20 protein-coding genes are annotated in these 25,419 nt (G+C 72.6%); 8 read left to right on the top strand and 12 right to left on the bottom strand.

The features are described 5' to 3' along the window. Window positions 1–142: 142 nt before the first annotated feature. The 6 genes from D581_RS0100265 to D581_RS0100240 form a co-directional block, all read right to left on the bottom strand. Window positions 143–382: a LapA family protein gene (locus D581_RS0100265; protein WP_018955215.1), complete on the bottom strand. Its 240-nt coding sequence runs from the start codon at window positions 380–382 to the stop codon at window positions 143–145. 138 nt (window positions 383–520) lie between these two features. Continuing rightward, window positions 521–2,278, bottom strand: a complete 1,758-nt coding sequence (locus tag D581_RS0100260) for a CocE/NonD family hydrolase (protein ID WP_018955214.1) — start codon at window positions 2,276–2,278, stop codon at window positions 521–523. Window positions 2,279–2,497: 219 nt separating this feature from the next. Beyond that, entirely contained in the window at window positions 2,498–3,460 is a 963-nt protein-coding gene (locus tag D581_RS0100255) for an LD-carboxypeptidase (RefSeq protein ID WP_018955213.1), read from the bottom strand. Then, window positions 3,457–5,472, bottom strand: a complete 2,016-nt coding sequence (locus D581_RS0100250; RefSeq protein WP_018955212.1) for a S9 family peptidase — start codon at window positions 5,470–5,472, stop codon at window positions 3,457–3,459. The genes D581_RS0100255 and D581_RS0100250 overlap by 4 nt, the downstream gene beginning before the upstream one ends. Window positions 5,473–5,514: 42 nt before the next feature. Next, window positions 5,515–6,858 carry a M20/M25/M40 family metallo-hydrolase gene (locus D581_RS0100245; RefSeq protein WP_018955211.1) on the bottom strand — a complete coding sequence of 448 codons (1,344 nt, stop codon included), beginning with the start codon at window positions 6,856–6,858 and terminating at the stop codon, window positions 5,515–5,517. Further along, the gene (locus D581_RS0100240) at window positions 6,851–7,684 is read right to left on the bottom strand and encodes a M55 family metallopeptidase (RefSeq protein ID WP_018955210.1); all 834 of its coding nucleotides are present in this window, start codon (window positions 7,682–7,684) and stop codon (window positions 6,851–6,853) included. The genes D581_RS0100245 and D581_RS0100240 overlap by 8 nt, the downstream gene beginning before the upstream one ends. Before the next feature lie 236 nt (window positions 7,685–7,920). Here D581_RS0100240 and D581_RS0100235 point away from each other — a divergent pair, with 236 nt between their 5' ends. Beyond that, a complete protein-coding gene (locus D581_RS0100235; RefSeq protein WP_018955209.1) occupies window positions 7,921–9,327 on the top strand; it encodes a PP2C family protein-serine/threonine phosphatase in 1,407 nt (468 codons plus the stop codon). 167 nt (window positions 9,328–9,494) lie between these two features. Here D581_RS0100235 and D581_RS0100230 read toward each other — a convergent pair whose 3' ends face one another. Beyond that, window positions 9,495–10,499 (bottom strand): aldo/keto reductase, encoded by a 1,005-nt coding sequence (locus D581_RS0100230; protein WP_018955208.1) that lies wholly within the window; start codon window positions 10,497–10,499, stop codon window positions 9,495–9,497. Between the two features lie 141 nt (window positions 10,500–10,640). On the opposite strand from D581_RS0100230, the gene D581_RS0100225 reads away from it, so the two are divergent. Beyond that, window positions 10,641–11,567 (top strand): LysR family transcriptional regulator, encoded by a 927-nt coding sequence (locus tag D581_RS0100225; RefSeq protein ID WP_018955207.1) that lies wholly within the window; start codon window positions 10,641–10,643, stop codon window positions 11,565–11,567. A 141-nt stretch (window positions 11,568–11,708) separates the two neighbouring features. On the opposite strand, the gene D581_RS0100220 is transcribed toward D581_RS0100225, so the two are convergent. The 3 genes from D581_RS0100220 to D581_RS0100210 all read right to left on the bottom strand — a co-directional run bounded on the left by D581_RS0100220 (window position 11,709) and on the right by D581_RS0100210 (window position 15,362). Beyond that, window positions 11,709–14,192 carry an MFS transporter gene (locus D581_RS0100220; RefSeq protein ID WP_026290036.1) on the bottom strand — a complete coding sequence of 828 codons (2,484 nt, stop codon included), beginning with the start codon at window positions 14,190–14,192 and terminating at the stop codon, window positions 11,709–11,711. A 246-nt stretch (window positions 14,193–14,438) separates the two neighbouring features. Next, entirely contained in the window at window positions 14,439–14,882 is a 444-nt protein-coding gene (locus D581_RS0100215) for an SRPBCC family protein (RefSeq protein ID WP_018955205.1), read from the bottom strand. A gap of 87 nt (window positions 14,883–14,969) precedes the next feature. Then, window positions 14,970–15,362 (bottom strand): VOC family protein, encoded by a 393-nt coding sequence (locus D581_RS0100210; protein ID WP_018955204.1) that lies wholly within the window; start codon window positions 15,360–15,362, stop codon window positions 14,970–14,972. Between the two features lie 138 nt (window positions 15,363–15,500). Here D581_RS0100210 and D581_RS0100205 point away from each other — a divergent pair, with 138 nt between their 5' ends. Both D581_RS0100205 and D581_RS0100200 read left to right on the top strand, forming a co-directional pair. Next, window positions 15,501–16,538 carry an Rv2578c family radical SAM protein gene (locus tag D581_RS0100205; protein ID WP_018955203.1) on the top strand — a complete coding sequence of 346 codons (1,038 nt, stop codon included), beginning with the start codon at window positions 15,501–15,503 and terminating at the stop codon, window positions 16,536–16,538. 155 nt (window positions 16,539–16,693) lie between these two features. Next, a complete protein-coding gene (locus D581_RS0100200; protein ID WP_018955202.1) occupies window positions 16,694–18,280 on the top strand; it encodes an alpha/beta hydrolase in 1,587 nt (528 codons plus the stop codon). Window positions 18,281–18,356: 76 nt separating this feature from the next. On the opposite strand, the gene D581_RS0100195 is transcribed toward D581_RS0100200, so the two are convergent. After that, window positions 18,357–18,929, bottom strand: a complete 573-nt coding sequence (locus D581_RS0100195) for an adenylosuccinate lyase (RefSeq protein WP_486585776.1) — start codon at window positions 18,927–18,929, stop codon at window positions 18,357–18,359. A gap of 357 nt (window positions 18,930–19,286) precedes the next feature. Here D581_RS0100195 and D581_RS0100190 point away from each other — a divergent pair, with 357 nt between their 5' ends. Further along, window positions 19,287–21,068, top strand: a complete 1,782-nt coding sequence (locus D581_RS0100190; protein ID WP_018955200.1) for a 3-hydroxybutyryl-CoA dehydrogenase — start codon at window positions 19,287–19,289, stop codon at window positions 21,066–21,068. A 91-nt stretch (window positions 21,069–21,159) separates the two neighbouring features. Continuing rightward, a complete protein-coding gene (locus D581_RS0100185; protein ID WP_018955199.1) occupies window positions 21,160–21,978 on the top strand; it encodes a TetR family transcriptional regulator in 819 nt (272 codons plus the stop codon). Here the strand turns inward: D581_RS0100185 and D581_RS0100180 are convergent. Further along, complete coding sequence (locus tag D581_RS0100180) at window positions 21,965–22,768, bottom strand: restriction endonuclease (protein ID WP_018955198.1); 804 nt, start codon at window positions 22,766–22,768, stop codon at window positions 21,965–21,967. The two genes, D581_RS0100185 and D581_RS0100180, sit on opposite strands and share 14 nt — an antisense overlap. 154 nt (window positions 22,769–22,922) lie before the next feature. Here D581_RS0100180 and D581_RS0100175 point away from each other — a divergent pair, with 154 nt between their 5' ends. Further along, the gene (locus D581_RS0100175) at window positions 22,923–23,720 is read left to right on the top strand and encodes a GNAT family N-acetyltransferase (RefSeq protein ID WP_018955197.1); all 798 of its coding nucleotides are present in this window, start codon (window positions 22,923–22,925) and stop codon (window positions 23,718–23,720) included. A 353-nt stretch (window positions 23,721–24,073) separates the two neighbouring features. Next, entirely contained in the window at window positions 24,074–25,411 is a 1,338-nt protein-coding gene (gene ccrA, locus D581_RS0100170; protein ID WP_018955196.1) for a crotonyl-CoA carboxylase/reductase, read from the top strand. Window positions 25,412–25,419 lie beyond the last annotated feature (8 nt).

The raw sequence follows: 25,419 nt of genomic DNA, 5'->3' as shown, positions 1-25,419 counted from the left end.
GCCGCCGCAGGTCCGGGCGCCCCCGGTGACCATGGAACACGCAGGTGGCCGCGGGGGCCAGAGGCCCGTCGGTCAGACTTCCGCGCGCCCGGTCCTGCCGCCCCTGCCCGGGCCCCGCAGGAGGGTGGGGCCGAGGCCCTGGTCACTTGCCCTTCCGGCGGAAGAGGTAGCCGCCGCAGCCGAGGCCGATCAGGAACATGGCCAGCAGCGCGAACCAGAGGGGCATCGTCACCTCGGGGATCAGCACCCGGATGGTGACGTCGTTCGTGTTCACGCAGATGAACACGATGACGAGCACGACCACCACCGCGACCACGATGCGCCCCGGAGTCAGCCACCCCGTGCCGCGCCCGCTGCCGCTCGATACGTCCTTGGGGCTCATGTTCCGGCCCTTCCGCTCGCTTCTCGCCGTCCGGCCCGCCCGTCATGCACGCGACCGCCCCCGGGGTCCCAGCATGTCCGGCTGCCGGGTTCGGGGGGCGGTGCTGTACGGCCGTTCGGGTGAACGAGGTGAGGGCCGTCAGCCGGCCGGGACGACCGGGAGTTCCAGTACGCCGGTGTCCTCGGGGGCGTGGACGACGGTGACGGGCTTGACGCCCCGGTTGCCGAAGTAGGCGGTGTCGCTGGCGGCGATCACGAACTCCAGGCGGTGCCCCTTCTCGTACCGGTGGACGATGCCGGGCAGCTCCACCGTGAAGGGCCGGGTGACGTCGGGGACCCGGACCGGGGAGACGAGCCGGTTCACCAGCGTACGGCTGCCGTCGGGCGCGACGTCGTAGACCTTGGCGAACAGGACGAGCTTGTCGGAGGCGTCACCGCTGTTCTGGACCCGTTCCGCCTTCGGCGAGAGAACCTTCAGGGTGGCCCGCGGCGAGCCGACGACGTCGAGGGGCTCGGTGAGGGGTTCGCCGCGCCAGCCGAGGTAGGTGCCCCTGGTGTCGTACGGCTCGGGGTCGGGCAGTCCGATGAGCGGGGCGATGGAGCTCTCGGAGTGGCTCGTCGGCACGAGCCAGTTGGTGTACTGACGGCTGCCGCGCGCCACCTTGGAGCGGTTGTCGACCAGCTTGCCGTCGCCGGAGAGGTACAGGGACCGGGAGAGGGCGGGGACGTCGGCGGCGGAGCCGTAGCCGCTCCGCCAGTCGCGGTAGTAGGAGAAGGCGGGTCCGGTGTCGGTGTCCGTCTTCTTGTGGAGGTAGCGGTCGAACCAGGCCAGTACCCGCTGTCCGACATGGCTGGTCTCCAGATTGCCCTGGCTCAGGTCGAGTTCGCCGGAGACCTGACCGCCGCTGTGTCCCCAGGACTGCCAGATCATCTTGGTCTCGGTGCCCTGCGCCTTGAGCGTCCGGTAGGTGGCGGTGGCCTCGTTGAGGTTGAAGAGGCTGTCGGCCTGGCCCTGGACGATGAGCGTGGGGGCCTTGACCCGGTCGAGGTAGGAGACGGGCGAGACGCTGCGCGCGTAGGCGAGCATCTGAGCGGTGCGGTCGGCGGGGTAGCGGCCGGAGTTGAGCAGCCGGATGGTCTCGCAGGCGCGGGTGGCGAAGTGCAGGCAGTCCAGCCGGTTGAGGCGGGAGGGGTCCAGGCTCGGATTGAGGAGCGGCTGGCCCTCGCCGATCAGATAGAAGCCGTTGGTCCACTGCCACTTGAAGACGCCGGGGGTGTCGGAGGTGACGCCGGTGCGCGCCCCGGTGTTGTTGGGGGCCAGTGCGTAGCCGAGGTCGTTCCAGGTGATCAGCGGGACGAGGGCGTCGACCCGGGGGTCGACGGCGGCGGTCGCCAGCTGGATCGCGCCGCCGTAGGAGCCGCCGATCATGCCGACCCGCGGGTCGCCGTCGGCGTCCCTGGTGACGAAGTCGGCCTCGGTTCCGTCGTCGGCCGCCCGGACTCCCCCGAGGAAGTCCAGGAGTTCGCTCGCGGCCTTGCCGTCGATGGCGGGGTCGTCGAGGGTGATCAGGCAGCCGGACCCGCCGAAGCCGAGACCCGAGTAGACGAGCCCGACGTAGCCGCGCTCGGCGAAGGCCTTCCCGATGGTGTCGGTGGAACCGTCGGACTTGCTGCCGCCGAAGCCGTTGGTGGCGAGGACCGCGGGGGCGGGACTGTCCGCGTCGGCCCCGGCGGGCCGGTAGAGGTCGACGTCCACCGTGCAGGTGCGGTCGCCCGCCTCGACGGTGAACTCCAGCGGGGTGACGGTGTACGGGCCGGCCTCGGCACGGGCCGGGCCGGCGAGGACGAGGGGGGCGACGAGGGCCGCCCCGGCGACCGCCACGAGCGGGCCGCGCACTCTGGAAACAGCACCTGACACGAGGACCTCCACACCGAGGACTACTTACCGGCCGGTAAGTATTGGGCCGCGCTCATGCTGTGACACAGCTCATAGCCGTGTCAACGTGTCGGTCAGCGGTTCTTGACGGATGTTCACGTTCCGCGGGAGGACGCACACATCTGCGCGCCCGCGCGGACGGCGGCGCGGGCGCGAACAGCGGCGGAAGGGCCGAGGGGCTCAGCGCAGGGCGGGGGCCTCGACGGTCAGCGTGCAACGGCCGCCGTCCGCCGGGGCGTCGAGCACCGCCAGAACACCCAGGGGGATCGTCAGCGCGGTCGGACCATGGCCAAAGCCCAGCTCCTCGACCACGGGTATGCCCAGCGGGCCGAGCCGGTCGGCGAGCACGGCGCGGACCTTCTCGTACGGGCCGCACTCCTGCCAGGAGCCGCAGGCCACCCCGGCGACTCCGTCGAGGACTCCGGACCGCAGGAGCCGGGTGAGGATGCCGTCCAGCCGGTAGGGCTCCTCCCCGGTGTCCTCGATCACCAGTAGTCCGCCCCGGGCCTGGGCCCGGCCGCCCGGGGCGCCGGCCCCGGCGGCGAGCAGGCTGACGCAACCGCCGTACAGGACGCCTCGCGCCCGGCCGGGGACCAGGGCCCCGGCCGACTCCAGGCCGAGAGTGGTGACGGTCTCCGGGGCGAAGAGCGTGGCGCGCAGGTGCTCGCGGGTCGCCGCGTCCTGGAGGAACGTATCGGTGGCGATCATCGGCCCGTGCAGGGTCGTGAACCCGGCGCGCAGGGCGAACGCCTCGTGCAGCACCGTGATGTCGCTGTAGCCGACGAACACCTTGGGCCCGGCGGCCCGGACCGCCGCCCAGTCGACCAGGTCGACCATCCGGTGGGCGCCGTACCCTCCCCGGGCGCAGAGCACGGCCTCCACGGTGGGGTCGCACCACGCCTGTTCGAGGTCCTCCGCACGGCCCGCGTCCGACCCGGCGAGGTAGTCCAGCTCCGGGTGCGTGGTGCGGACATGGGCGCCGACGACGGGTTCGAGTCCCCAGTCGCGCAGGACGGCGAGCCCCTCCTCCAGCCGGTCGGCGGGGACGGGGCCGCTGGGCGCGACGACGGCGACCCGGGAGCCGCGGCGCAGCCGGGGAGGCCGGGCGAGGGGCGTCGCCGGGCCGTGGTCAGCACGGGTCACGTGGTCAGCTCCAGAGGCGGCACGTCGGGACGGTCGATACCGAACGTCTGCGCGTAGAGGGAGAGTTCGGCCTCCAGCGCGCGGACCAGGGTCTCCACGCGCCGGAAGCCGTGACTCTCCCCCTCGAAGGCGATGTAGGCGTGGGCGACGCCCCGGCCGGCGAGGGCGGCGAGGAACCGCTCGCTCTGAGCGGGCGGGCAGATGACGTCGTCCAGGCCCTGGAGCAGCAGGAAGGGGGTGTTCAGCCGGTCGGCACGGTGGAGCGGCGAGCGCTCCCGGTAACGCTCGGGCACCTCGGCGAACGGGCCGACGAGGGATTCCAGGTACTGCGACTCGAAGTCGTGGGTCCCGTCCGTGGCCCACCCTTCGAGATCCAGGACCGGGTAGAGGATCGTCCCGCAGGCGTAGATGTCGGTGCTGGTCAGCGATGCGGCGGTGGTCCAGCCGCCCGCGCTGCCGCCCCGGATGGCGAGCTTGTCCGGGTGGGCGGCGCCCTCCTCGACGAGGGCCGAGGCGACGGCCGCGCAGTCGGCCACGTCGACCACGCCCCACTGGCCGCGCAGGAGTTCGCGGTAGCCGCGGCCGTAGCCGGTGGAGCCGCCGTAGTTGACCTCGGCCACCCCGATGCCGCGCGAGGTGAAGTAGGCGATCTCCAGGTCGAGGACGAGCGGGGCGTGGCCGGTGGGCCCGCCGTGCGCCCAGACGACGTACGGGGGCTTCTCGCCCTCGGGGCCGGTGCGGTCGGGGCTGCGGGGCGGGTAGAGGTGGGCGTGGATCTCGCGGCCGTCGGGGCCGGTGAAGGTGCGGTCCTCGGGCACCGGGTAGTACGCGGGGTCGACCGCGTCCCGGTGGGGTGCGCCGATGACGCGGGTGTGCCCGGTCGCGGTGTCCAGCTCGACGATCTCGGGGCCGCTGCGGGGGCTCGCCGCGACGCCGACGACCCGGCTGCCGTGGACGGCGAGCGTGTCGGCCCAGGAGGTCCAGGGGCCCGGCACGTCGGCGAGTTCGCCGGTCTCCGGGTCGAGGATGCCGAGCCGCATGCCGCCCCTGCCGTGCAGGACGGCGATCAGTCCGTTGTCCAGCGGATGGAACCAGCGCAGCCCGATCTTCCAGAGGGCTCCGCCGAACTCCTCGCCCCGGGGCGGCAGGAGGCGGCTGCTGGGGACCGCGCCGCCGGGAGGCGCGTCGGGGCGGATGCGCTGGAGCTCCCACCAGTCGGCGAGGTCGGAGACGAACAGGAGGCTGCCGTCGCGGTCCCACTCCACCTGGCAGACCGATTCGTCGTGGTCGCCGACGAGAGGCCGTACGCCGGTGAACCCGCCCGTGTCGTCGATGTCCGCCAGCATGACCGCCGTGCCGTCCCACGGCATCCGGGGGTGGTCCCAGGCGATCCAGGCCGCCCGCCGCCCGTCGTGGGAGACCTTGGGGCCGGTGACGAACCGGTGCCGGTCGTCGGAGAGTTCACGGACCGCCGCCCGCTCGTCGGCCGCCGAGCCGTCGAGCGGTACGGCGGCGACGACGCGCCGTACGTCGGTCGGCGCGGGCCCGGTGAACTCCTCCAGCACGCACCAGACCTCGCCCGCCGCCCCGTGCTCCGGGCGCACCTGCGGGTCCACCCAGCGCAGCCCGCCGCCGACGTCCGAGACGGGGGTGAGCGGCCACGGCCCGTCGGGCCCGTCGGGGGCGTAGGCGTACAGCCGCTGGTCGGTGAAGTGGACGAACACCACGAGGAGTTCGCCGTCCTCGCGCAGGGTGCCCGTCCAGGGCTGTCCGCCGTACTCGATCACCCGGCTGCGGGTGTTCCAGGGGGCGGGCAGCACGGGGGCGGTGGCGCCGTCGGCGCGGCGGCGCATCAGGGCGCGCCGGCCGTCCTCGGCGGGGCGCGGCTCGGTCCACCACACCTCGTCCCCGATGGTGCCGAGGTGGTCGGGGCGGCCGTCGTGCGAGGCGGCGAGTGCCGCGTCGACCGGCGACGGCCAGGTTCCGTACGGGGCTGCTGGCACGGTGTTCACGTAGGTCGGTCCCCCCGGGGCGCGGATCGGGTCGGCAGGCGGTCAGGCGGTACGCAGGTAGTGGTCGAGCACGCGGACGCCGAAGTGGAGGGCGTCGACGGGGACGCGCTCGTCGACGCCATGGAAGAGCCGCTGGTAGTCGAAGCCGACGGGCAGCTTCAGCGGGGTGAAGCCGTAGCCGGTGATGCCGAGGCGGGAGAACTGCTTGGCGTCGGTGCCGCCCGACATGCAGTACGGGACGGTGTGCGCGTCCGGGTCGAACCGCTCGACGGCGGCGCGCAGTTTGGCGTACGTCGGGGAGTCCACGGGGGCCTGAAGGGCCGTCTCGCGGTGGTAGAACTCCCAGGAGACCGAGGGGCCGGTGAGCCGGTCCAGGGTCGCGTGGAACTCGTCGTCGCCGCCGGGGACCATGCGTCCGTCGATGAAGGCGGCGGCGTGGCCGGGGATGACGTTGACCTTGTAACCGGCGTCCAGCATCGTCGGGTTGCTGCTGTTGCGGACGGTGTTCTCGACCAGGGACGCGGCCGGGCCGAGCTTGCCGAGGAGTTGGGCGACGTCGAAGCCGGGGTCGTCCAGGTCGGCGGTGATGCCGTGCAGGGCGGCGATCTCGGTGATCGCGGCGCGGACGGTCGGGGTGAGGCGGATGGGCCACTCGTGCTCGCCGATCCGGGCGACGGCGGCGGCCAGGGTGCTCACCGCGTTCTCCCGGTTGACCTTGGAGCCGTGCCCGGCCCTGCCCTCGGCGGTCAGCTTCAGCCAGCCGGTGCCGCGCTCGCCCGCGGCGATCGGGTACAGCGAGAGACCGGGGCCCGCGTGGAAGGTGAAGGCCCCCGACTCGCTGATGCCCTCCGTGCAGCCCTCGAACAGCTCCGGGTGCTGATCGGCGAGGAAGCCGGAGCCGTCGGCGGCGCTGTCCTCCTCGTCGGCGGTGTACGCGATGACGATGTCGCGCCGGGGGCGGAAGCCCTCGCGGGCCCAGCCGCGTACGACGGAGAGGACCATCGCGTCCATGTTCTTCATGTCGACGGCGCCCCTCCCCCACACGACCCCGTCGCTCACCTCGCCCGAGAAGGGGTGCACGCTCCAGTCCGCGGGCTCGGCGGGCACCACGTCCAGGTGGCCGTGGACGAGCAGCGCGTCGGCCGACGGGTCGGTGCCGGGGATCCGGGCGACCACGTTGGTCCGGCCGGGGGTCCGCTCCAGCAGCGTCGGCTCGATCCCGGCGTCGGAGAGCCGCTGGGCGACGTACTCGGCGGCCGGCCGCTCCCGGCAGTCGCCGCCGCCCCGGTTGGTGGTGTCGATGCGGATGAGTTCGGAGGTGAACGTCACCACCTCGTCGAGCGCCTGCCGGTCAACGGGTCCGAGCAGGTCGGGGGCGTCAGCCATACTGTTCCTCCACAGCGGCCGACACGATCGTCGTCACCGCCTTGAACGTGCGAATTCCTTCGTACATCGTCGCGCTGGTGTACGCGACGCGCCTCTCCCCGCTCGGCGCCACGCCGGGGACCACGGTCGCCGCGGCTGCCAGATGTTCGGCGTCGAACTCCAGCTCGATGGTGAACGTCTTCCCGGTGACGGGATCCCGTCGCCCCGCCAGCTCGGTGGCCGTCTTCGCCGCCGCCCTGATGTCGGCGGCGGTACGGGCGGGGGTGCGGCACACGGCGGCGTAACGGGAGACGTGGTCCTTGACGGCGACCTTCCGGGCGTCGGGGGCGTATCCCTCGGCGTCCACGCAGGTCAGGTCGTCGCCGGTGACGAGGACGACGGGCACGCCGTACTCGGCGGCGACGTGCGCGTTGAGCAGCCCCTCGCTCGCGCGGACATCGTTGAGCCAGACGCCGGTGATGGAGTTGGCGAGGTAGGTGTGGGCGAGGACGCCCTCCGTGCCGGCTCCGGTGTGGTAGCCGACGAAGGCCACCGCGTCCACGTCGCCGTGCTGGATGCCCTCGACCATGGACAGGGACTTGTGTTTGCCGGTGAGCATCTGGACGCGTTCGTCCATGTGCTCCAGCAGCAGGTTGCGCATCGACCAGTGGGCCTCGTTGACCAGGACCTCGTCGGCGCCGCCGTCGTAGAAGCCGAGCGCGGCCGCGTTCACGTCGGAGGTGAACATCGACCGGCAGCGCTCCCACTGCGGCGTCCCCGGCAGCACGTCGGCCGGCCAGGTCACTCCGGTGGCGCCTTCCATGTCCGCGCTGATGAGGATCTTCATGCCGCCACACCGTACGCGCCGTGAGCGGCGCGGGCCAGGGAGGGGCGGCCCGTCAGAGGTCCAGTCCGCCGAAGGTCCCTCCAGCGGTCCTGCCGGTACGCCGCCGGCGCTCACGTCGTCGCTCCCGCGTACCGAGGACCGGCCCGCATGCCCGTAGCCCCCGCGTACTGAAGACTGGAAGAGGCCTGACGACTCACGTCCCCGGCGTCACGTGCGAGAAAGGCGAGGAATCCAGTATGTGCGCGATGCAGGACGACGCGGGTGCCCCGCCTCACCACGGGCCCGGCACGGAACGGGACACGGACGGCTCGGACCGCTCGGACCGCTCGGACCGCTTCGAGGTCGACGAGGAGGTCCAGCACGCCCTGGACCGGCTCACGCTGCTCATCAACGCGGCAGAGGCCCTTTCCAGCACGCTCGAAGTGGACCAGGGGCTCCGTCGACTCTGCCGCACACTCGTCCCCGGTCTCGCCGACTGGTGCGCGGTGGACCTGGTGGACGACCACGGACGGCTGCGCAGGATCGTCGTCGAGCACCGGGACGCCGATGTGACGTCCCCGGGCCTGGACGAGGGACTGCTGCCTCCGGCGGAAGGGTCGGCGGCCTCGGTCGCCCGGGCGCTACTCGGTGTGGGTCCCGTACTCCTCACGGACTTTCCCCCGCCGAAGGGCGAGGACGACCCCCTGTGCCTCCGGGAGAAGCAACTTTTCGAGCGGCTCGCGGCCGACACGGCGGTCGTCGCCCCGCTGAGAGCCCGGCGGCAGGTGTTCGGCGTGCTGACCCTGGCCCGCACCCGCAGGGAAGCCCGGCTGACCGAGGACACCCTCTCCCTCGTCGAGGACCTCGCCCACCGCGTGGCGCTGGCCGTCGACAACGCGCGCCTGCACGCCGAGGCCCAGCACACGGCCGAGCGGTTGCAGCGCTCCCTGCTGCCCGAGCTGCCCACGGACGGGCCGCTCGAAGTGGCCGCCCGCTACCAGCCCGCGAGCACCACGGCGCGCGTCGGCGGCGACTGGTACGACGCCTTCGTGCTGCCGGACGGGGCGATGACACTGATCATCGGTGACATCGCGGGACATGACCTGCGGGCCGCGGTCATGATGAGCCAGACCCGCAACATGCTGCGCGGCATCGCCTGCGACCGCAAGGAACCGCCCGGCAAGATCCTCGCCCGGCTGGACGCGGCCCATCACATCCTCTATCCGCAGCAGACGCTGACCTGCATCTACGCACTGATCGAACGGATGAGCGCGGACGAGCCGTGGCTGCTGCACTACGCGGTCGCGGGCCATCCCGCCCCTTTGCTCGTGACCCACGACGGGGAGACCCGCTTCCTCACCGGTGGCCGCAGCGTCATGCTCGGGGTGGAGCCCGAGGTCCATCGCCCCGCCGAGACCGACACCCTGCCGCCCGACTCGACCGTGCTGCTGTACACGGACGGCCTCGTCGAGCGGCGCGAGGAGGACCTGGGCCGGGGTCTGGCGCGCCTGCGGCAGCACGCGGCGGCCCTGGCCCGCGAGCCGCTCACGACGTTCTGCGACGAGATCCTGGAAGGCATGGCCGGAGGCGGCTCGGACGACGTCGCCCTGATCGCGGTCAGAACGGCGCCCCCGCATGCCGGGCCCACCGTGGCCACAGCCTGAGCAGCCGGGGCCGACCTCTCCCACGACGAGTTCGTGGACTACTGGACGCAGAAGCACACCCCTCTGGGTCTTCGGCTGAGCGGCGCCGTCCGCACCGCGCACGTCCTGCCGGCCTCGCCGGCGGTACGGCCCTCTCCGGCCGTACCGCCCTCACGCGCCTGGCGTCGTCAGCCCGTCTTCGTGTCCCGCAGCAGCTCCTCGATCCGGGACAGCTCGTCCTCGGTGAAGTCCAGGTTCCGGGCGGCCTCGACGCTGTCCTCCAGCTGGGCGACGCTGCTCGCGCCGACGACGGCGGAGGTGAGCCGGCCGCCGCGCAGCACCCACGCCAGGGCCAGCTGCGCGAGCGACTGGCCGCGCTCCTTCGCCAGCGCGTCCAGCGCGCGCAGCCGCTCCACCAGCTGCGGGGTGACGGCCTCGGCGCTCAGGAAGGGGCTGGCGCCCGCCGCCCGGGACCCGGCCGGAATGCCGTTCAGATAGCGGTCGGTCAGAATCCCCTGTTCCAGCGGCGAGTACGCGATGGATCCGGCGCCCAGCTCGTCGAGGACGTCCGGCAGCCCGTCGTCCTCGATCCGGCGGTCGAGCATCGAGTAGCGGGGCTGGTGGATGAGGAGCGGGGTTCCGAGGTCCTGGAGGATCGCGGCGGCCTCGCGGGTCTGCGCGGCGGAGTAGTTGGACAGACCGACGTACAGCGCCTTGCCCTGCCGTACGGCGGAGTCGAGCGCGCCCATCGTCTCTTCGAGGGGGGTCTCGGGGTCCGGCCGGTGGGAGTAGAAGATGTCGACGTACTCGACACCCAGGCGCTGCAGGCTCTGGTCGAGCGAGGAGCGCAGGTACTTCCGCGAGCCCCACTCCCCGTACGGCCCGTCCCACATGTGGTAGCCGGCCTTGGTGGAGATGACGATCTCGTCGCGCAGACGGGCGAAGTCGGTCGCCAGGGCCCGGCCCAGGGTGAGTTCGGCGGAGCCGGGCGGCGGGCCGTAGTTGTTGGCCAGGTCGAAGTGGGTGATGCCGAGGTCGAAGGCGCGGCGCAGGATGGCGCCCTGCGTCTCGGGCGTCCGGTCGCCTCCGAAGTTGTGCCAGAGGCCGAGGGAGAGAACGGGCAGCTTCAGACCGCTGCGTCCGGTGCGCCGGTAGGGCATGGCGGAGTAGCGGTCGGGGGACGGAAGGTACATATGGGCTCCGCGGGAGGGGTACGGGGGTGGGGCACGGGGTGGCGCGTCGGGACCGGCGCGCACCCGGCCCAGGCTTCCGCAGATGGATCCAGCAGTCCAACAGGAGATTCCGCTCGCATTCATCGCCTAGATTGCTCAATCATGGAACTGCGTCAGCTGGAGCATTTCGTCGCCGTCGCCGAGGAGCGGCACTTCACCCGCGCCGCCGAGCGCCTCGCCGTGTCGCAGTCCGGGCTCTCCGCCTCCGTACGGGCGCTGGAGCAGGAGCTGCGGACCCCCTTGTTCAGCCGCACCACGCGCACGGTCCGGCTCACCGAGGCCGGGCGGGCGCTGCTGGTGGAGGCGGAGCGCACGCTGGCGGGCGCGCGGGCGGCGCGGGACGCGGTCGACGCCGTACGGGGGCTGCTGCGCGGGACGCTGACGGTCGGGGTCGAGCAGTGCGTGGCGGGAGTGAGCCCGGCGCGGCTGCTGGCGGCGTTCCACCGGGAACATCCGCAACTGGAGCTGAGGCTGCGGCAGGAGGGCACCAGCAGCCTGCTGGACGGCGTGGCCGGCGGGCGCCTCGACCTGGCGTTCGCCGCGACGGTGAGCCCGGCGGAGTGGCGCGGGGAGCTGGTGCCGCTGGCCCGGGAGCCGATGGTGCTGCTGTGCGCGGCGGGGCACGCGTTCGCCGGGCGGCCGGAGGTGGGGTGGGAGGAGCTGTCGGGGTCGTCGTTCATCGACTTCCATCCGGACTGGGGTCCCCGGCGGGCCGCCGACGAGGCGTTCGCGGCGGCGGGGGTGCGCCGGACGGTGGGTCTGGAGGTCAACGACGTGCACAGCCTGCTGGAGCTGGTGCAGGAGGGGCTGGGGATCGCGGTGGTGCCGCACCACTTCTCCCGCAAGCCGGAGGCGTCCCGGCTGGTCACCGTGGAGCTGACGGGCGCCCGCCGGCCGGTGTACGAGAGCGTGGTGGTGCTTCCGGCGGCGCGGGGCCTGAGCCCGGGGGCCCGGGCGCTGCTGCGGCTGGTGCGGGAGGACCCGCTGCGGGAGCCGGGGCCGGCTCCCGCAGGGCCGGCGGTGCGCTGAGCCCCCGGAGCCGCACCGGACCGGCTCCGGCGCCCGTCCCGTTCCCGTACGTCCCGATCCCGTACGCCCCTTCCCGCACGTCCCGGTCCCGTACGCCCCTTCCCGTACGCCCCGGTCCCGTACGTCTCGGTCCCGTACGTCTCAGTCCTCGTGGCCGAGTTGGAGATCGCGTTCGGTGCGGCCGCCGCCCGCGACCTGGAGGACGGTGGCGACCGGAGGGTATCCGGCGGCGATCACGGTGTACTCGCCGGACGACAGGTCGACGAACCGGAACGATCCGTCCGGTCCGGTGGTGAGGGTGTCCACCACGTTGCCCGCCGCGTCGAGCAGGGTGACCCGGGCGTCCTCGACGGGGCGTCCGCCGGTGGCCCGGACGGTGCCGCGCAGGACGGCCCCGCCCGCCAGCTCGATGTCCTGCCGGGTCTCCCGGGCGGCCTGCACGCTGACCGGGAGGGCGGCCGGGCGGAAGGCGGGGGCGCTGGCCGCGAGGGTGTACTCGCCGGCGACCAGTTCGCCGATGACGTAGCAGCCCTCGTGACCGGTGCGGGTGGAGGCGACGACCTCGCCGCGTACGTCGGTCAGGGTGACGGCGGCGTCGCGTACGGGGGCCCCGTCGGGGGTGAGGACGGATCCGGCGAGGCGCCCGGCGCCGCCGAGCACCACGTCCAGCTCGACGGGACGCTCGCCCACGGTGACGCTGACGGCCTGCGGCTGGTGTCCGCCCGCGGCGGCGATCAGGACGTAGGAGCCGGCGCCGGGGACGCTCAGCGCGTACCGCCCGTCCTCGCCGCTGGCCCCGCGCCCGATCTGCCGCCCCTGGACGTCGATGAGGGTGAGGGCGGCGCGGGGGACGGTGGTGCCGTCGGGGTGCTGGACACTCCCGTGGACCGGGACGCCGGAGAGGTAACCGGAGGCGGGCCGGCCCGAGTCGGCGCGGGCGGCGGGAATCGGGGAGGTCATGGCCTCGGCGGCGGCTTCGGGGCTGTGGTGGGACACCAGCGGTTTCTCCTTGAGGCAGAAGGCGAGGATCAGGCCGAGCACGAGCACCGGCACGAGGTACAGGAAGATGCGCGGCATCGCGTCGACGTACGCCTGGATGTAGGCGTCGCGCAGCGCGGGCTCCATCGCGTGGACGATCTGCGGGGTGATCGACTCGGGGTCGGGCAGCTCCGCACCGGCGGGCAGGCGCGCCCCGAGCGCGTCGGAGAGCCGCCCGGCGAACAGCGTGCCGAAGATCGCAGCCCCGACGCTGCCACCGATCTGGCGGAAGTAGTTGTTGGCACTGGTCGCGGTGCCGAGGTCCGAGGGGCGTACGGAGTTCTGCACGGCGAGGACGAGGACGGACATGACCAGTCCGATGCCGGTGCCGAGGACGGCCTGGTAGAAGCTGTACGCCAGGGGGGAGGTGTCCGCCTCCAGCAGGGACAGCAGCCCCATGCCGACCACCGAGACGGCGCTGCCGACGATCGGGTAGATCCGGTAACGGCCGGTGCGGGTGATGAGCTGGCCGGAGACGATGGAACCGCCGACGATGCCCATCATCATCGGGAGCATCAGCAGCCCGGACTCGGTGGCGCTGACCCCGTCGACCATCTGCAGGTAGGTCGGGAGGTAGCTGGCCGCCCCGAACAGCGCGACGCCGACGACCGCGCCGACCAGACCGGTGACGTTGAAGACGGAGTCGCGGAACAGCCGCAGCGGAATGATCGGTTCTGCGGCCCGGTGTTCGGCGGCGACGAAGAGCGCCGTCGTGACGACCGCGCCGGCGGCGAGCCCCAGGATGGTGCGCGAGCCCCAGGCGTACTCGGTGCCGCCCCAACTGGTGACCAGCACCAGACAGGTGGAGGCGACGGCCAGGAGCACCGCGCCCAGGACGTCGAGCCGGGGCCGGACGGCGGGTTTGGGCAGCTTGAGGACGACGGCGATGACGGCCAGGGTGACCAGGCCGAAGGGGACGTTGATGTAGAAGCACCAGCGCCAGGAGACGTGGTCGGTGAAGAACCCGCCCAGCAGCGGGCCGGCGACCGAGGCGAGACCGAAGACCGCGCCGATGAGGCCCATGTAGCGGCCGCGCTCCCGGGCCGGGACGATGTCCGCGATGATCGCCTGGACGCCGATCATGAGGCCGCCGCCGCCGATGCCCTGGAGGGCGCGGAAGGCGATCAGCTCGTCCATGGTGCGCGACCAGCCCGCCAGGGCGGAGCCGATGATGAAGACCACGATGGCGAACTGGAAGACGCCCTTGCGGCCGAAGAGGTCGCCGAGCTTGCCGTAGAGCGGCAGGACGATGGTGGAGGCGAGGAGGTAGGCGGTGACGGCCCAGGACATCTTCTCCAGGCCGTGCAGCTCACCGACGATTCTGGGCAGGGCGGTGGCGACGATCATCTGGTCGAGCGCCGCGAGCAGCAGGGTGAGCATCAGCCCGAGGAAGACCATGCGGACCTTGCGGGGGCTGATCTCCGCCGCGTCCGGGCCGGGCCCCGCCGGAGGGGGTGGCGGGGGCGGTGCGGCGGGAAGTTCGACCGTGGCCGCCGTGCCGTCCTGCGGCACCGGGCCATCCGGTCCCGGGCCATCCGGTCCCGGGCCGTCCGGCTCGTCCTTCACCAGCGTGATACCACCCACCACGTAACGCTCCCCTCGTCGCACCTGCGCCGCCCATTTCTCGCATCGCGCGGTAAGGCAGGGCAAACGTGTCGAGGGGCGTACGCGGCGCGCACGGAGGGCTTATGCGCCGGTGGGAGGTGCTACGGCGCACAACCGGCCTCACCGGAAAACCACCCGTTCCGGTGAGGCTGAACGTCCCGCGGAGGCCGGACCCCGTCCGGCCTCCGGTGCGGCGAGGGGAGTCGGAACACCCCCTGCCGGCCGGTTCTACTTCTCGACCTCGGTGGCGAGGTTCTGGAGCAGCTCGTCGTAGATCCGGCCGAGACCCTTGGGCGCGAAGGTCCGCTCGAAGAACCCGCCGATGCCGCCCGCGCCGTCCCAGACCGTGGTCACGACGGCCTTGGACTTCCCCTCACCGGCCGGGGTGACGGTCCACGTGGTGACCATGGAGGAGTTGCGGTCCTTCTCGACGAGCTGCCCGTCCGTCGGCTCGGTGACCTCCAGCAGGCAGTCGCGGACGCGCTTGCTGGTCGCCTGGAGCTTCCAGTGCACGAGGCTGCCCTCGCCGTCGCCGCCCTCCCGGACCTCGTACTCACTGAAGTGCCCGGTCAACACCTTGCCCCGGACGTCCTTGTAGTCGGCCAGCGCGTCGAACACCGCCTCTGCGTCCGCCGCGATGATCCGCTCCGTCGTGGCCTCGACCTGCGCCATGGCTGTTCCTCCAGCAGTCGGTTGTTCGGTGGGTGAGCTGAGCCAACCACCTCGGGCGCAGCCGCTCAAAATCGGGGCCGTCCGGGGTCAGGGGCGGCGGTCCCCGAGGACGCAGAACTCGTTGCCCTCCGGGTCGGCGAGCACGACCCAGCTCGCGTCGCCCTGGCCGACGTCGGCGCGGCGAGCGCCCAGGCCGATCAGCCGGCGGACCTCGTCGTCCTGTTCCCGGTCGTTGGGACTGACGTCGATGTGGAGCCGGTTCTTGGCGCTCTTGCCCTCGGGCACCCGCGCGAAGGTCAGCACCGGCGGCACGGGGCCGGGGCGGTCCGCTCCCTCACGCGGAGCGGGCGGGCCGATGGTGACGACGCCTTCCTCCGCGTCCCCGTCCCGCGCCTCGTAGTCGAGGACCGAGCACCAGAACCGGGCGAGGCCGACGGGATCCGCGCAGTCGATCGCGAGCTCGGTGAACTTGCTGGCCATGGTCGGGACCTCCCGGTCGGTCGGATACAGCGGGTCTACCAGGGCGACACGGTAGTCGTGGGGCGCCGTGGGCAGCGCCTCGCACGATCAAGGGAACAAGTGTTCTATTCTGCGGTGAGTGCTACCGAGGAGGCGTCCATGCGCTGGGACAATCTGGTCGAGAAGAACTCGACGGCCGGGAACAGCGCGCTCTTCGCCGCGGACGCGGTGACCACGCGCACGTTCGACACCCCGGAATTCCGGGGCATCACCTTCCACGAGATCCGGGCCCGTTCGATCCTGAACCGGGTGCCCGGCGCCTCGCGGATGCCGTTCGAATGGACGGTGAACCCGTACCGGGGCTGTACGCACGCCTGTGTGTACTGCTTCGCCCGCAAGACCCACAGCTACCTGGACCTGGACACCGGCATCGGCTTCGACTCCCAGATCGTCGTCAAGGTCAACGCCGCCGAACTGCTCCAGCGGGAGCTGGCCTCCCGGCACTGGCGGGGCGAGCACGTCGCCATGGGCACGAACGTCGACTGTTACCAAAGGGCGGAGGGTAGATACCGGCTCATGCCGGGCATCATCGCCGCCCTGCGCGACCGGGCGAACCCCTTCTCCGTCCTCACCAAGGGCACGCTGATCCTGCGGGACCTGGAGCTGCTGCGGCAGGCCGCGGAGGTCGCCGAGGTAGGTGTCTCGGTCTCCGTGGGCTTCACCGACCGGGAGCTGTGGCGGACGGTCGAACCGGGCACCCCCTCCCCCGAACGCCGGCTGGACGTGGTGCGCGCGCTCACCGACGCGGGGATCGGCTGCTCGGTCCTGATGGCCCCGGTCATCCCCTTCCTGGGCGACCGCCCGGAGCAGCTGCGCGCCACCGTCGCCGCCATCGCGGAGGCGGGGGCGGCCTCGGTGACCCCGCTGGTGCTGCATCTGCGCCCCGGCGCGCGCGAGTGGTACCTGCACTGGCTGGGGCAACACCATCCGCAGCTGGTGGAGCGCTACGAGCGGATGTACGCGGACGGGGCGTACGCCCCCACCTGGTACCAGCGCCGGATCACGCGTCAGGTGCACGAGCTGGCGGACGAGTTCGGGATCGGCCCGGCGCACCGGGGCGAGGCCCGGCGGATCGGCCCGGCTCCCGCGTCGGCCGACACACCCGAACCGGGCCCCACCCAGCTGACCCTGCTGTGAGGTCCGCGGCGGAGCCCGGGCGACCGCCCGCAGGGCCGATGGCGTGACCGTACGGGGCGACTCCGCGCGGAACAGGCCCTTCCGCACGGGTATTCGGGGAGCATGCGGCGGGGACCGGCGATCCGGCGCCGCGTCCCGTCACCCCGGGAGTCTCCATGACGAAACGTGCAGGAATCCTGGTCGCCGTCGGCGCGACCGTCGCCGGTCTGCTGACCGCCGCGCCCGCGCCGGCCGCCGCCACCGCGGCGAGCACGCCGCCCGCGCCGAAGCCGCAGTGGACGGACTGTCCCACCGACAGCTATCCGACGCTCCAGTGCGCGAAGGTCAAGGCCCCGCTGGACCACCGCCGCCCGTCGGGCCGTCAGATCACGCTCGCCCTGTCCCGCGTCCCGCACACCGCGAAGACCTTCCAGGGACCGCTGCTGGTCAACCCGGGCGGCCCCGGCGGCAGCGGCCTGTCGATGGCCGGGTTCGTGGCGTCCTCGCTGCCGAAGAAGGTCGCGGCCCAGTACGACGTGATCGGTTTTGACCCGCGCGGGGTCGGCAGGAGCACCCCGGCGCTGAACTGCCTGCCGGGGCACTTCGATCCGGTGCGCCCCGACACGGTGCCGGACTCCGCCCGCTCGGAGCGGATCAACCGCGACCGGGCGGAGTCCTTCGCGCGGGCCTGCGGCGAGAAGCACGGCGACGTGCTGCCGTACATGGACACGGTCAGCGCCGCCAAGGACCTCGACGTGATCCGCAGGGCGCTCGGCTCCCGGCAGATCAACTACTTCGGCTACTCCTACGGCACCTACCTCGGCGCGGTCTACGCCAAGCTGTACCCGGAGCGCGTGCGCCGTCTGGTCCTGGACTCGGTCGTCGACCCGGACGACGTCTGGTACGAGGGCAACCTCGGCCAGAACCACGCGTTCGACGACCGCCACAAGGCGTTCGCCGCCTGGGTCGCGAAGCACGACGCCGCGTACGGCCTGGGCAGCGACCCGGCCGAGGTCGAGGCCGCCTGGTACCGGATGCGGGCGGACGTGGCGCGGGAGCCGGCGGGCGGCACGGTGGGCGCGAGTGAGCTGGAGGACGCCTTCATCCCCGGCGGGTACTACAACGGCTACTGGCCCTACCTCGCCGAGGCGTTCGCCGCGTACGCGAAGAGGGGGGACGCCGAGGCGCTGGTCGAGGTGTACGAGAACTTCGGCGCGGTGGACGCGAGCGGCGAGAACGGCTACTCGGTCTACACGGCCGTCCAGTGCCGCGACGCCGGCTGGCCCGAGCACTGGAGCACCTGGCGCAACGACAGCCGCCGGATCCACCGGAAGGCGCCGTTCATGACCTGGAACAACACCTGGTACAACGCGCCGTGCGCGAGCTGGCCGGTGGGGCCGCTGGAGCCGGTCCCGGTGAACAACCGTCAGCTGCCCCCGGCGCTCATCCTCCAGGCCACGGACGACGCGGCGACCCCGTACGGCGGTGCGGTCAGCATGCACCGCAAGCTCAAGGGCTCCAGCCTCGTGGTGGAGGAGGGCGGCGGCAACCACGGCATCACGCTGAGCGGCAACGACTGCCTGGACGAGCACCTGGCGGCGTACCTCACCGACGGCACCGTCCCGCGCGGCCGGGGCGAGGCGGACGCGGTCTGCGCCGCCCTCCCGGAACCGAAGCCGCTGCCGGCCGAGAAGGCGGCGGCCCAGTCGGTGGACAACAGCAAGGGCAGCCGACTGCACGGGCTGCTGGGCTTCCGCCGCTGAGCGGTACGGAGCGCCCGCGCACCTGCCGGGAACCGGGTGCGCGGGCGGTCCGGCCGGCACCGGGCCGTCCGCCCGCTCACTCCCCCGGCAACCGCCGGAGCGCCTGGGCCGCGGCCGTGCCCAGGCGCGGGTGCGGCAGGGCCGCCGTGAGGACCGGGCGGGCCTGTTCGTCGGCGAGGCGGCCGAGGCCCTCGACGCAGGCGAGGGCGACGCGCCAGTGCGGATCGCCGGGGGCCAGCAGGCGCTGGAGGGTGGCGACCAGGGCGGGGACCGACTCGGGGGCCCGCAGGTCGGCCAGCAGGCGCACCGGGTGCAGGGCGTAGGCGGTGCGCAGGGTGTTCGTGGCGAGGGCGGCGGCCGCCCTCGGGGTGCGCGGGTCGTCCAGCCGGGCCAGGGCGTGGGCGGCGGAGACGCAGCGTTCGGGGTCGCGGTGGTTGAGCAGGAGCACCAGCGTCTCGAAGGCCCGCCGGTCGCCCGCGCAGCCGAGCCGGAAGGCGGCTATCTCGCGGGCCCAGAGGGGGCGGTGCGGCTCCACGAGGACCCGGGCCAGCTCCTCGGGGTCCTCGGCGGCGACGAGCCGGGCGTACTGCGGCGACCCGGCCGCCTCGGGTTCCAGCCGGTCCATGAGTGAACGGAACTCCTCATCCATGACGTTCAGCGTATCGACGGACACGCTCCGTGCGGGGCGGCATCGGGGAGTTCATGTGGTCCAGCGCACAGGGATCCAGGGGTGGCGCGCTCGTTACTCGCCAGTTACTCTCATTTGAGCGGGACACACTCCCCGCAGGCTCCGGTGGCCTGGTGACGCAGCCATCCGGAGAGCTTGTCGGTTCGGCTTCTCCGTGCGACGCGACCCCGGGACAGGGTCCGTCACCCCACGGCCGGGCGCGCTCCCCGCGCGACGGCCCCGTGCTCCACGACACGCAGCTTCCGTACGCCACGCGCCGCTCCCTCATCGCCGCGCGTTCCGTGCTCCCCCAGTCGTCACTCACCCTGGAGTCCCCTGATGGACACCTCTCTCTCCACCATCGCCGTCGTCGGCCTCGGCACCATGGGCACCGGCATCGCCGAGGTCCTGGCCCTGGCGGGCCGCGAGGTCATCGGCATCGACATCAGCGAGGCGGCCGCCCTGGGGGCCGTCGCCGCCCTCGAAGCGTCCACCGCGCGGGCCGTGCGCCGTGGCCGGATCACCGAGCGGGAGCGGACCGACGCGCTGGCCCGGTTCCGTATGTCCGACGACCTCGGCACCGCCGCCGGTGCCGAGCTGGTCATCGAGGTGGTGCCCGAGACGTACGAGATCAAGCAGCTGGTGTTCCGGGAACTCGACGCGGTCGTCTCCCCCACCGCGATCCTCGCCACCGGCACCAACGCCCTGTCGGTGACCCGGCTGGCCGCCGAGTCCCAGCACCCCGAACGCGTCCTCGGCCTGCACTTCTTCAACCCGGCGCCCGCGATGAAGCTGGTCGAGGTGGTCTCCTCGGTGCTGACCGCGCCGCCGGCCGTCGAGGCCGTCACCGCGCTCGCCCGGGAGCTGGGCAAGGAGCCCGTCGCGGTCGGCGACCGGCCCGGGTTCGTCGCGGACGGGCTGCTCTTCGGCTACCTCAACCAGGCCGCCGCGATGTACGAGGCGAACTACGCATCCCGCGAGGACATCGACGCCGCGATGAAGCTGGGGTGCGGGCTGCCGATGGGGCCCCTCGCCCTGCTGGACCTGATCGGCATCGACACCGCCCGCACCGTCCTGGAGGCCATGTACGCCGAGTCGCACGACCGGCTGCACGCCCCGGCGCCCGTCCTCGGCCAGCTCAGCAGCGCGGGGCTGACCGGCCGCAAGGCCGGGCGCGGCTTCTACACGTACGACGCCCCGGGCGGCCAGGACGTGGTGCCCGACGCGCTGACCCCGGCGGCGGACGCCGTCTCCGGAACCGGGCGCGATGTGACGTCCGTCGGCGTCGCGGGCTCGGGGACGATGGCCTCCGGGATCGCGGAGGTCTTCGCGAAGGCCGGATACGACGTGGTGCTGGCCGCCAGGTCACAGGAGAAGGCCGACGTCGCCAGGGGCCGGATCGCGAAGTCGCTGGAGCGTTCGGTGGCCAAGGGGCGGCTCACCGCGGAGGCCCGGGACGAGACGCTGGCGCGGATCACGGCGGCCGGTTCGCTGGACGCGTTCGCCGAGGTCGACCTCGCCGTCGAGGCCGTCGCCGAGGACCTGGAGGTCAAGCGGCAGCTGTTCGCCGCGCTGGACAAGGTCTGCCGGCCGGGCGCGGTGCTCGCGACCACCACCTCCTCGCTGCCGGTCGTCGCCATCGCCCGGGCGACCGCGCGCCCCGAGGACGTGATCGGGATGCACTTCTTCAACCCGGCGCCCGCGATGAAGCTGGTCGAGGTGGTCCGCACCGTCCTGACCGCCGACGACGTGCACGCCACGGTCCGCGCGGTGTGCGCGAAGATCCGCAAGCATCCGGTTGACTGCGGGGACCGGGCCGGTTTCATCGTGAACGCGCTGCTGTTCCCGTACCTCAACAACGCGATCAAGATGGTCGAGCAGCACTACGCCTCGCTGGACGACATCGACGCGGCGATGAAGCTGGGCGGCGGCTACCCGATGGGCCCGTTCGAACTGCTCGACGTGGTCGGCCTGGACGTCTCGCTGGCCATCGAGAAGGTGCTCCACAAGGAGTTCCGCGATCCCGGCCTGGCCCCCGCCCCTCTGCTGGAGCACCTGGTCGCCGCGGGGTGCCTCGGCCGCAAGACGGGGCGCGGCTTCCGCGAATATGCCCGTCGCTGACCCGGGAGCCGGGTGGGGCGGGCTGCTGGGACCCTCCGGCGGTCCGCCCCCGCAGGCGCGCTCTCCTGCACCGATGCGTTACGTTCATGCCATGTCCCAGCCCGCCAAGTCACCCCGTGCCACCGCCGCGACCGACGCCCCGGAGACCACCACCGCGGGGACGCGCGCCGCCGCCCAACGGCTCAAGATGCGCCGTGAACTGGCCGCCGCCGCGATGGAGCTCTTCGCGACGAAGGGCTACGAGGCGACCACCGTCGACGAGATCGCGGGTGCCGCGGGCGTCGCCCGGCGGACCTTTTTCCGCCACTTCCGCTCCAAGGAAGAGGCCATCTTCCCGGACCACGACGACACCCTCGTCAGGGCCGAGGCCGTTCTCAACGCCGCCCCCGCGCACGAGCACCCGCTCGACACCGTCTGCCGGGGCATCAAAGAGGTCATGAAGATGTACGCGGCCAAGCCCGCCGTCTCCGTGGCCCGCTACAAACTGACCCGTGAGGTGCCGACCCTCCGGGAGGCCGAGATCGCGTCGGTGGCCCGCTACGAGCGGCTGTTCACCCGCTATCTCCTGGGCCACTTCGACGAGCGCGACCACCATGTGGGCAACGACGACCCGCTCCTCGCGGAGGTCGCCGCGTCCGCCGTGGTCACCGCGCACAACCATGTGCTGCGCCGCTGGCTGCGGGCGGGCGGGCAGGGTGATGTGGAGGCCCAGCTCGACCGCGCCTTCGCCATCGTGCGCGACACCTTCGGCACGGGCATCGGAGCGGGCCGGACCGCCGGGGCCGAGCCCGAGCGCGTCCCGGCCGCGACGGTGGCCGCGGACGGCGAGGTGCTCGTCGCGGTGGCGCGCACCGACGCCCCCCTCGACGAGGTCATGCGGACGATCCAGCAGGCGCTCAAGGACCGCTGAGCCGGGCGTCCTGCTCGGCGGCGACCTCCGCCGCCGCCTCCCAGGGCGGCGGCGCGGTGCCCTCGCTCCAGGCGGCCAGTTCCTCGGGGCCGTAGCAGAGGATGGCGCACTGCTCCGCGTAGTCGAGCGCGGGTTCGGTGAAGCCTCCGGTGGACACGACGAGAGCGACGTCCGCCTCGTGGACCGCGTAGCAGGTGCCGCCGAAGCGCTGGAGGTCCTGGGAGCCGACCCGGTTCCCCGGCCCGTAGCGCTTGCACTGGACGACCAGGCGGCGGCCGTCCGGGGTGGTGGCCAGGACGTCGGCGCCGAGGTCGCCCGCGCCGCCCACCACCTCGGCGTCCGCGCAGCCGTCGCGTCGGCAGAGCGCGGCCACGGCCTCCTCGAAGGCGTACGGGTCCAGCTCCGCGTGGTCGACCGGCTCGGCGGCCTCCGGGGGCGCCGCGCGATCCCGGGCCCGGGCCTCTTCGCGGGCTTCCGCGCGGGCCTCCTCTGCGGCGTCCAGCTCCGCCAGACCCGCGTCGACGATCCCGTACGCGGCATCCGTGACGGTCTCCGCGACCCGCCGCGCCCGACGGCGGCGGCGCAGCACCACGGAGGCCGCGACGAGGACCAGGACAGCCAGGAGCACGGCGACGGCCGGGTGGCGGCCGGCGCTCCGCCAGGCCGCCCGCAGGGCCAGCCCCCCGCCCGCGAGGACCAGGGCGAGCAGGGCGAAGCCGAACGCGGTGCGCCGGAGGTCGAAGGGAGCACCCCCCTGCCGGTCGCTCCGTCTGCGTATCGGTATGCCCATCGGCGCCCCACCCCTGCTCTCTGTCCACTTCAAGATCACTTGGTCTCGTCCACCTGCCCCGAGCTGGGCTTTCGACGCGTCCGGGAACACCGGCCCGGGCGAACCCGGCCGAAATTCGTTGGTTCGCCGATCGCCGCTGTGCTGAGGTGCGCGGATGCGAACCGACGAAGTACGCGACCTGTACGACCGCGCGATGCGCGAGCACGCCCGCCCTGACGGGCCCGGCGTACGCGTGGAGCGCGCCGGGCCCCTGGTCCGCCAGGTCGGCGGTCCGGACGACTGGAACGGGATCGTCTGGTCGGACCCGGAGCTGGACGCCACGGGGGCCGAAGCGGCGATCAGGGCCCAGATCGGGCACTACACCGCGCTCGGCCACGGGGAGTTCGAGTGGAAGCTCTACTCCCATGACCGGCCGGCCGACCTGGGCGACCGGCTGCGGGCGGCCGGTTTCGTACCGGATCCGCCGGAGACCCTGCTGGTCGCCCCGGTCGAGGCGCTGACCTCCCTGCCCGGGGCCGGGTTGCCGGAGGGCGTCGTCCTGCGCCCGGTGACCGACGCGGCCGGGGCCGAGCTGATGGCGCTGGCCCACGAGCGGGCGTTCGGTACGGACGCGGGCCGGTTGCGCCACCAGGTGCTGACGCGGCTGGAGCGGGCTCCGGACGACTTCGTGGCGCTGGTGGCGATGGCCGGCGGGGAGCCGGTCAGCTCGGCCCGTATGGAGCTGTACCCGGGCACGGGTTTCGCCGGGCTCTGGGGCGGCGGAACGGTCGCCGAGTGGCGCGGCAGGGGCCTGTACCGGGCCCTGGTCGCTCACCGGGCCGCCGTGGCCGCCGAGCGCGGCTACCGCTACCTCCAGGTCGACGCGACGGACATGTCGGCCCCGATCCTGGTCCGGCTCGGCTTCACGGCGCTCGGCACGACGACGCCGTATGTGTACCGCCCGGCCGGGTAACCGCCTGCCAGCAGGACAGAACGTCCCGTAACGCCCATCGTGTTGCTCATGCGTGCCCACGGGATGACAAGTGAGGGAAATTATTGGCACTGGGTGCCTTGTCAGGTGTCACGGAGTGCCATACGTTGAAGGTGTCCGGGCGGCCGGCGTGCTGAGACCTCACACGTACGCCGGCTGTCCCCGCAACCACCGTGCTGCGCGCCCGGACGCCTGCGTCACAGGCACCCTTCTGCTCCACCGGGCAGAGCCGAGCTCCACCCGCCGAACCGACGGCAACCACCTCCACACCGCTCCCCCCTGCCAGCAGGGCCCCTCAAGCGTTCCCTCGACGCCGCATCACCGGAGGCAACACCGTGAAGGAAATCCTGGACGCGATCCAATCCGAGGACAGCACCGCCGCGGACTTCGCGGCCCTGTCCCTCCCCGAGTCCTACCGCGCGATCACCGTGCACAAGGACGAGGCGGAGATGTTCGCGGGGCGAGAAACCCGCGACAAGGACCCGCGCGAGTCGATCCACCTGGACGACGTCCCGGTCCCCGAACTCGGCCCCGGCGAGGCCCTCGTCGCCGTGATGGCCAGCTCGGTGAACTACAACTCCGTCTGGACCTCGATCTTCGAGCCGGTGTCGACGTTCAGCTTCCTGGAGCGCTACGGGCGACTCAGCGAGCTGACCAAGCGCCATGACCTGCCGTACCACGTCATCGGCTCCGACCTGGCGGGCGTCGTCCTGCGTACCGGGCCCGGCGTGAACGCCTGGAACCCGGGCGACGAGGTCGTCGCGCACTGTCTGTCGGTGGAGCTGGAGTCCTCCGACGGCCACAACGACACGATGCTCGACCCCGAGCAGCGGATCTGGGGTTTCGAGACCAACTTCGGCGGGCTCGCCGAGATCGCGCTCGTCAAGTCCAACCAGCTGATGCCCAAGCCCCAGCACCTCAGCTGGGAGGAGGCCGCGTCCCCGGGCCTGGTCAACTCGACCGCGTACCGCCAGCTCGTCTCGCGCAACGGCGCGGGCATGAAGCAGGGCGACAACGTGCTGATCTGGGGCGCCAGCGGCGGACTCGGCTCCTACGCCACCCAGTTCGCCCTGGCCGGCGGCGCCAACCCGATCTGTGTCGTCTCCAGCCCCGAGAAGGCCGACATCTGCCGGGCCATGGGCGCCGAGGCGGTCATCGACCGCAACGCCGAGGGCTACAGGTTCTGGAAGGACGAGCACACCCAGGACCCCAAGGAGTGGAAGCGCTTCGGCAAGCGCATCCGCGAGTACACCGGCGGCGAGGACATCGACATCGTCTTCGAGCACCCCGGCCGCGAGACCTTCGGCGCCTCGGTCTACGTCACCCGCAAGGGCGGCACCATCACCACCTGCGCCTCCACCTCGGGCTACATGCACGAGTACGACAACCGCTACCTGTGGATGTCCCTCAAGCGGATCATCGGCTCCCACTTCGCCAACTACCGCGAGGCGTGGGAGGCGAACCGGCTGATCGCCAAGGGCAAGATCCACCCCACGCTCTCCAAGGTCTACTCCCTTCAAGACACCGGACAGGCCGCGTACGACGTCCACCGCAACCTGCACCAGGGCAAGGTCGGCGTCCTCGCCCTGGCCCCCCGCGAGGGCCTGGGCGTGCGCGACCAGGCCATGCGCGAGCAGCACATCGACGCCATCAACCGCTTCCGCAACGTCTGAGGTTCTCC

The organism is Streptomyces sp. CNB091 (assembly GCF_000377965.1).
The sequence above is the reverse complement of the archived record's forward strand: the minus strand, read 5'-3'. Positions and strand labels throughout refer to the sequence as shown.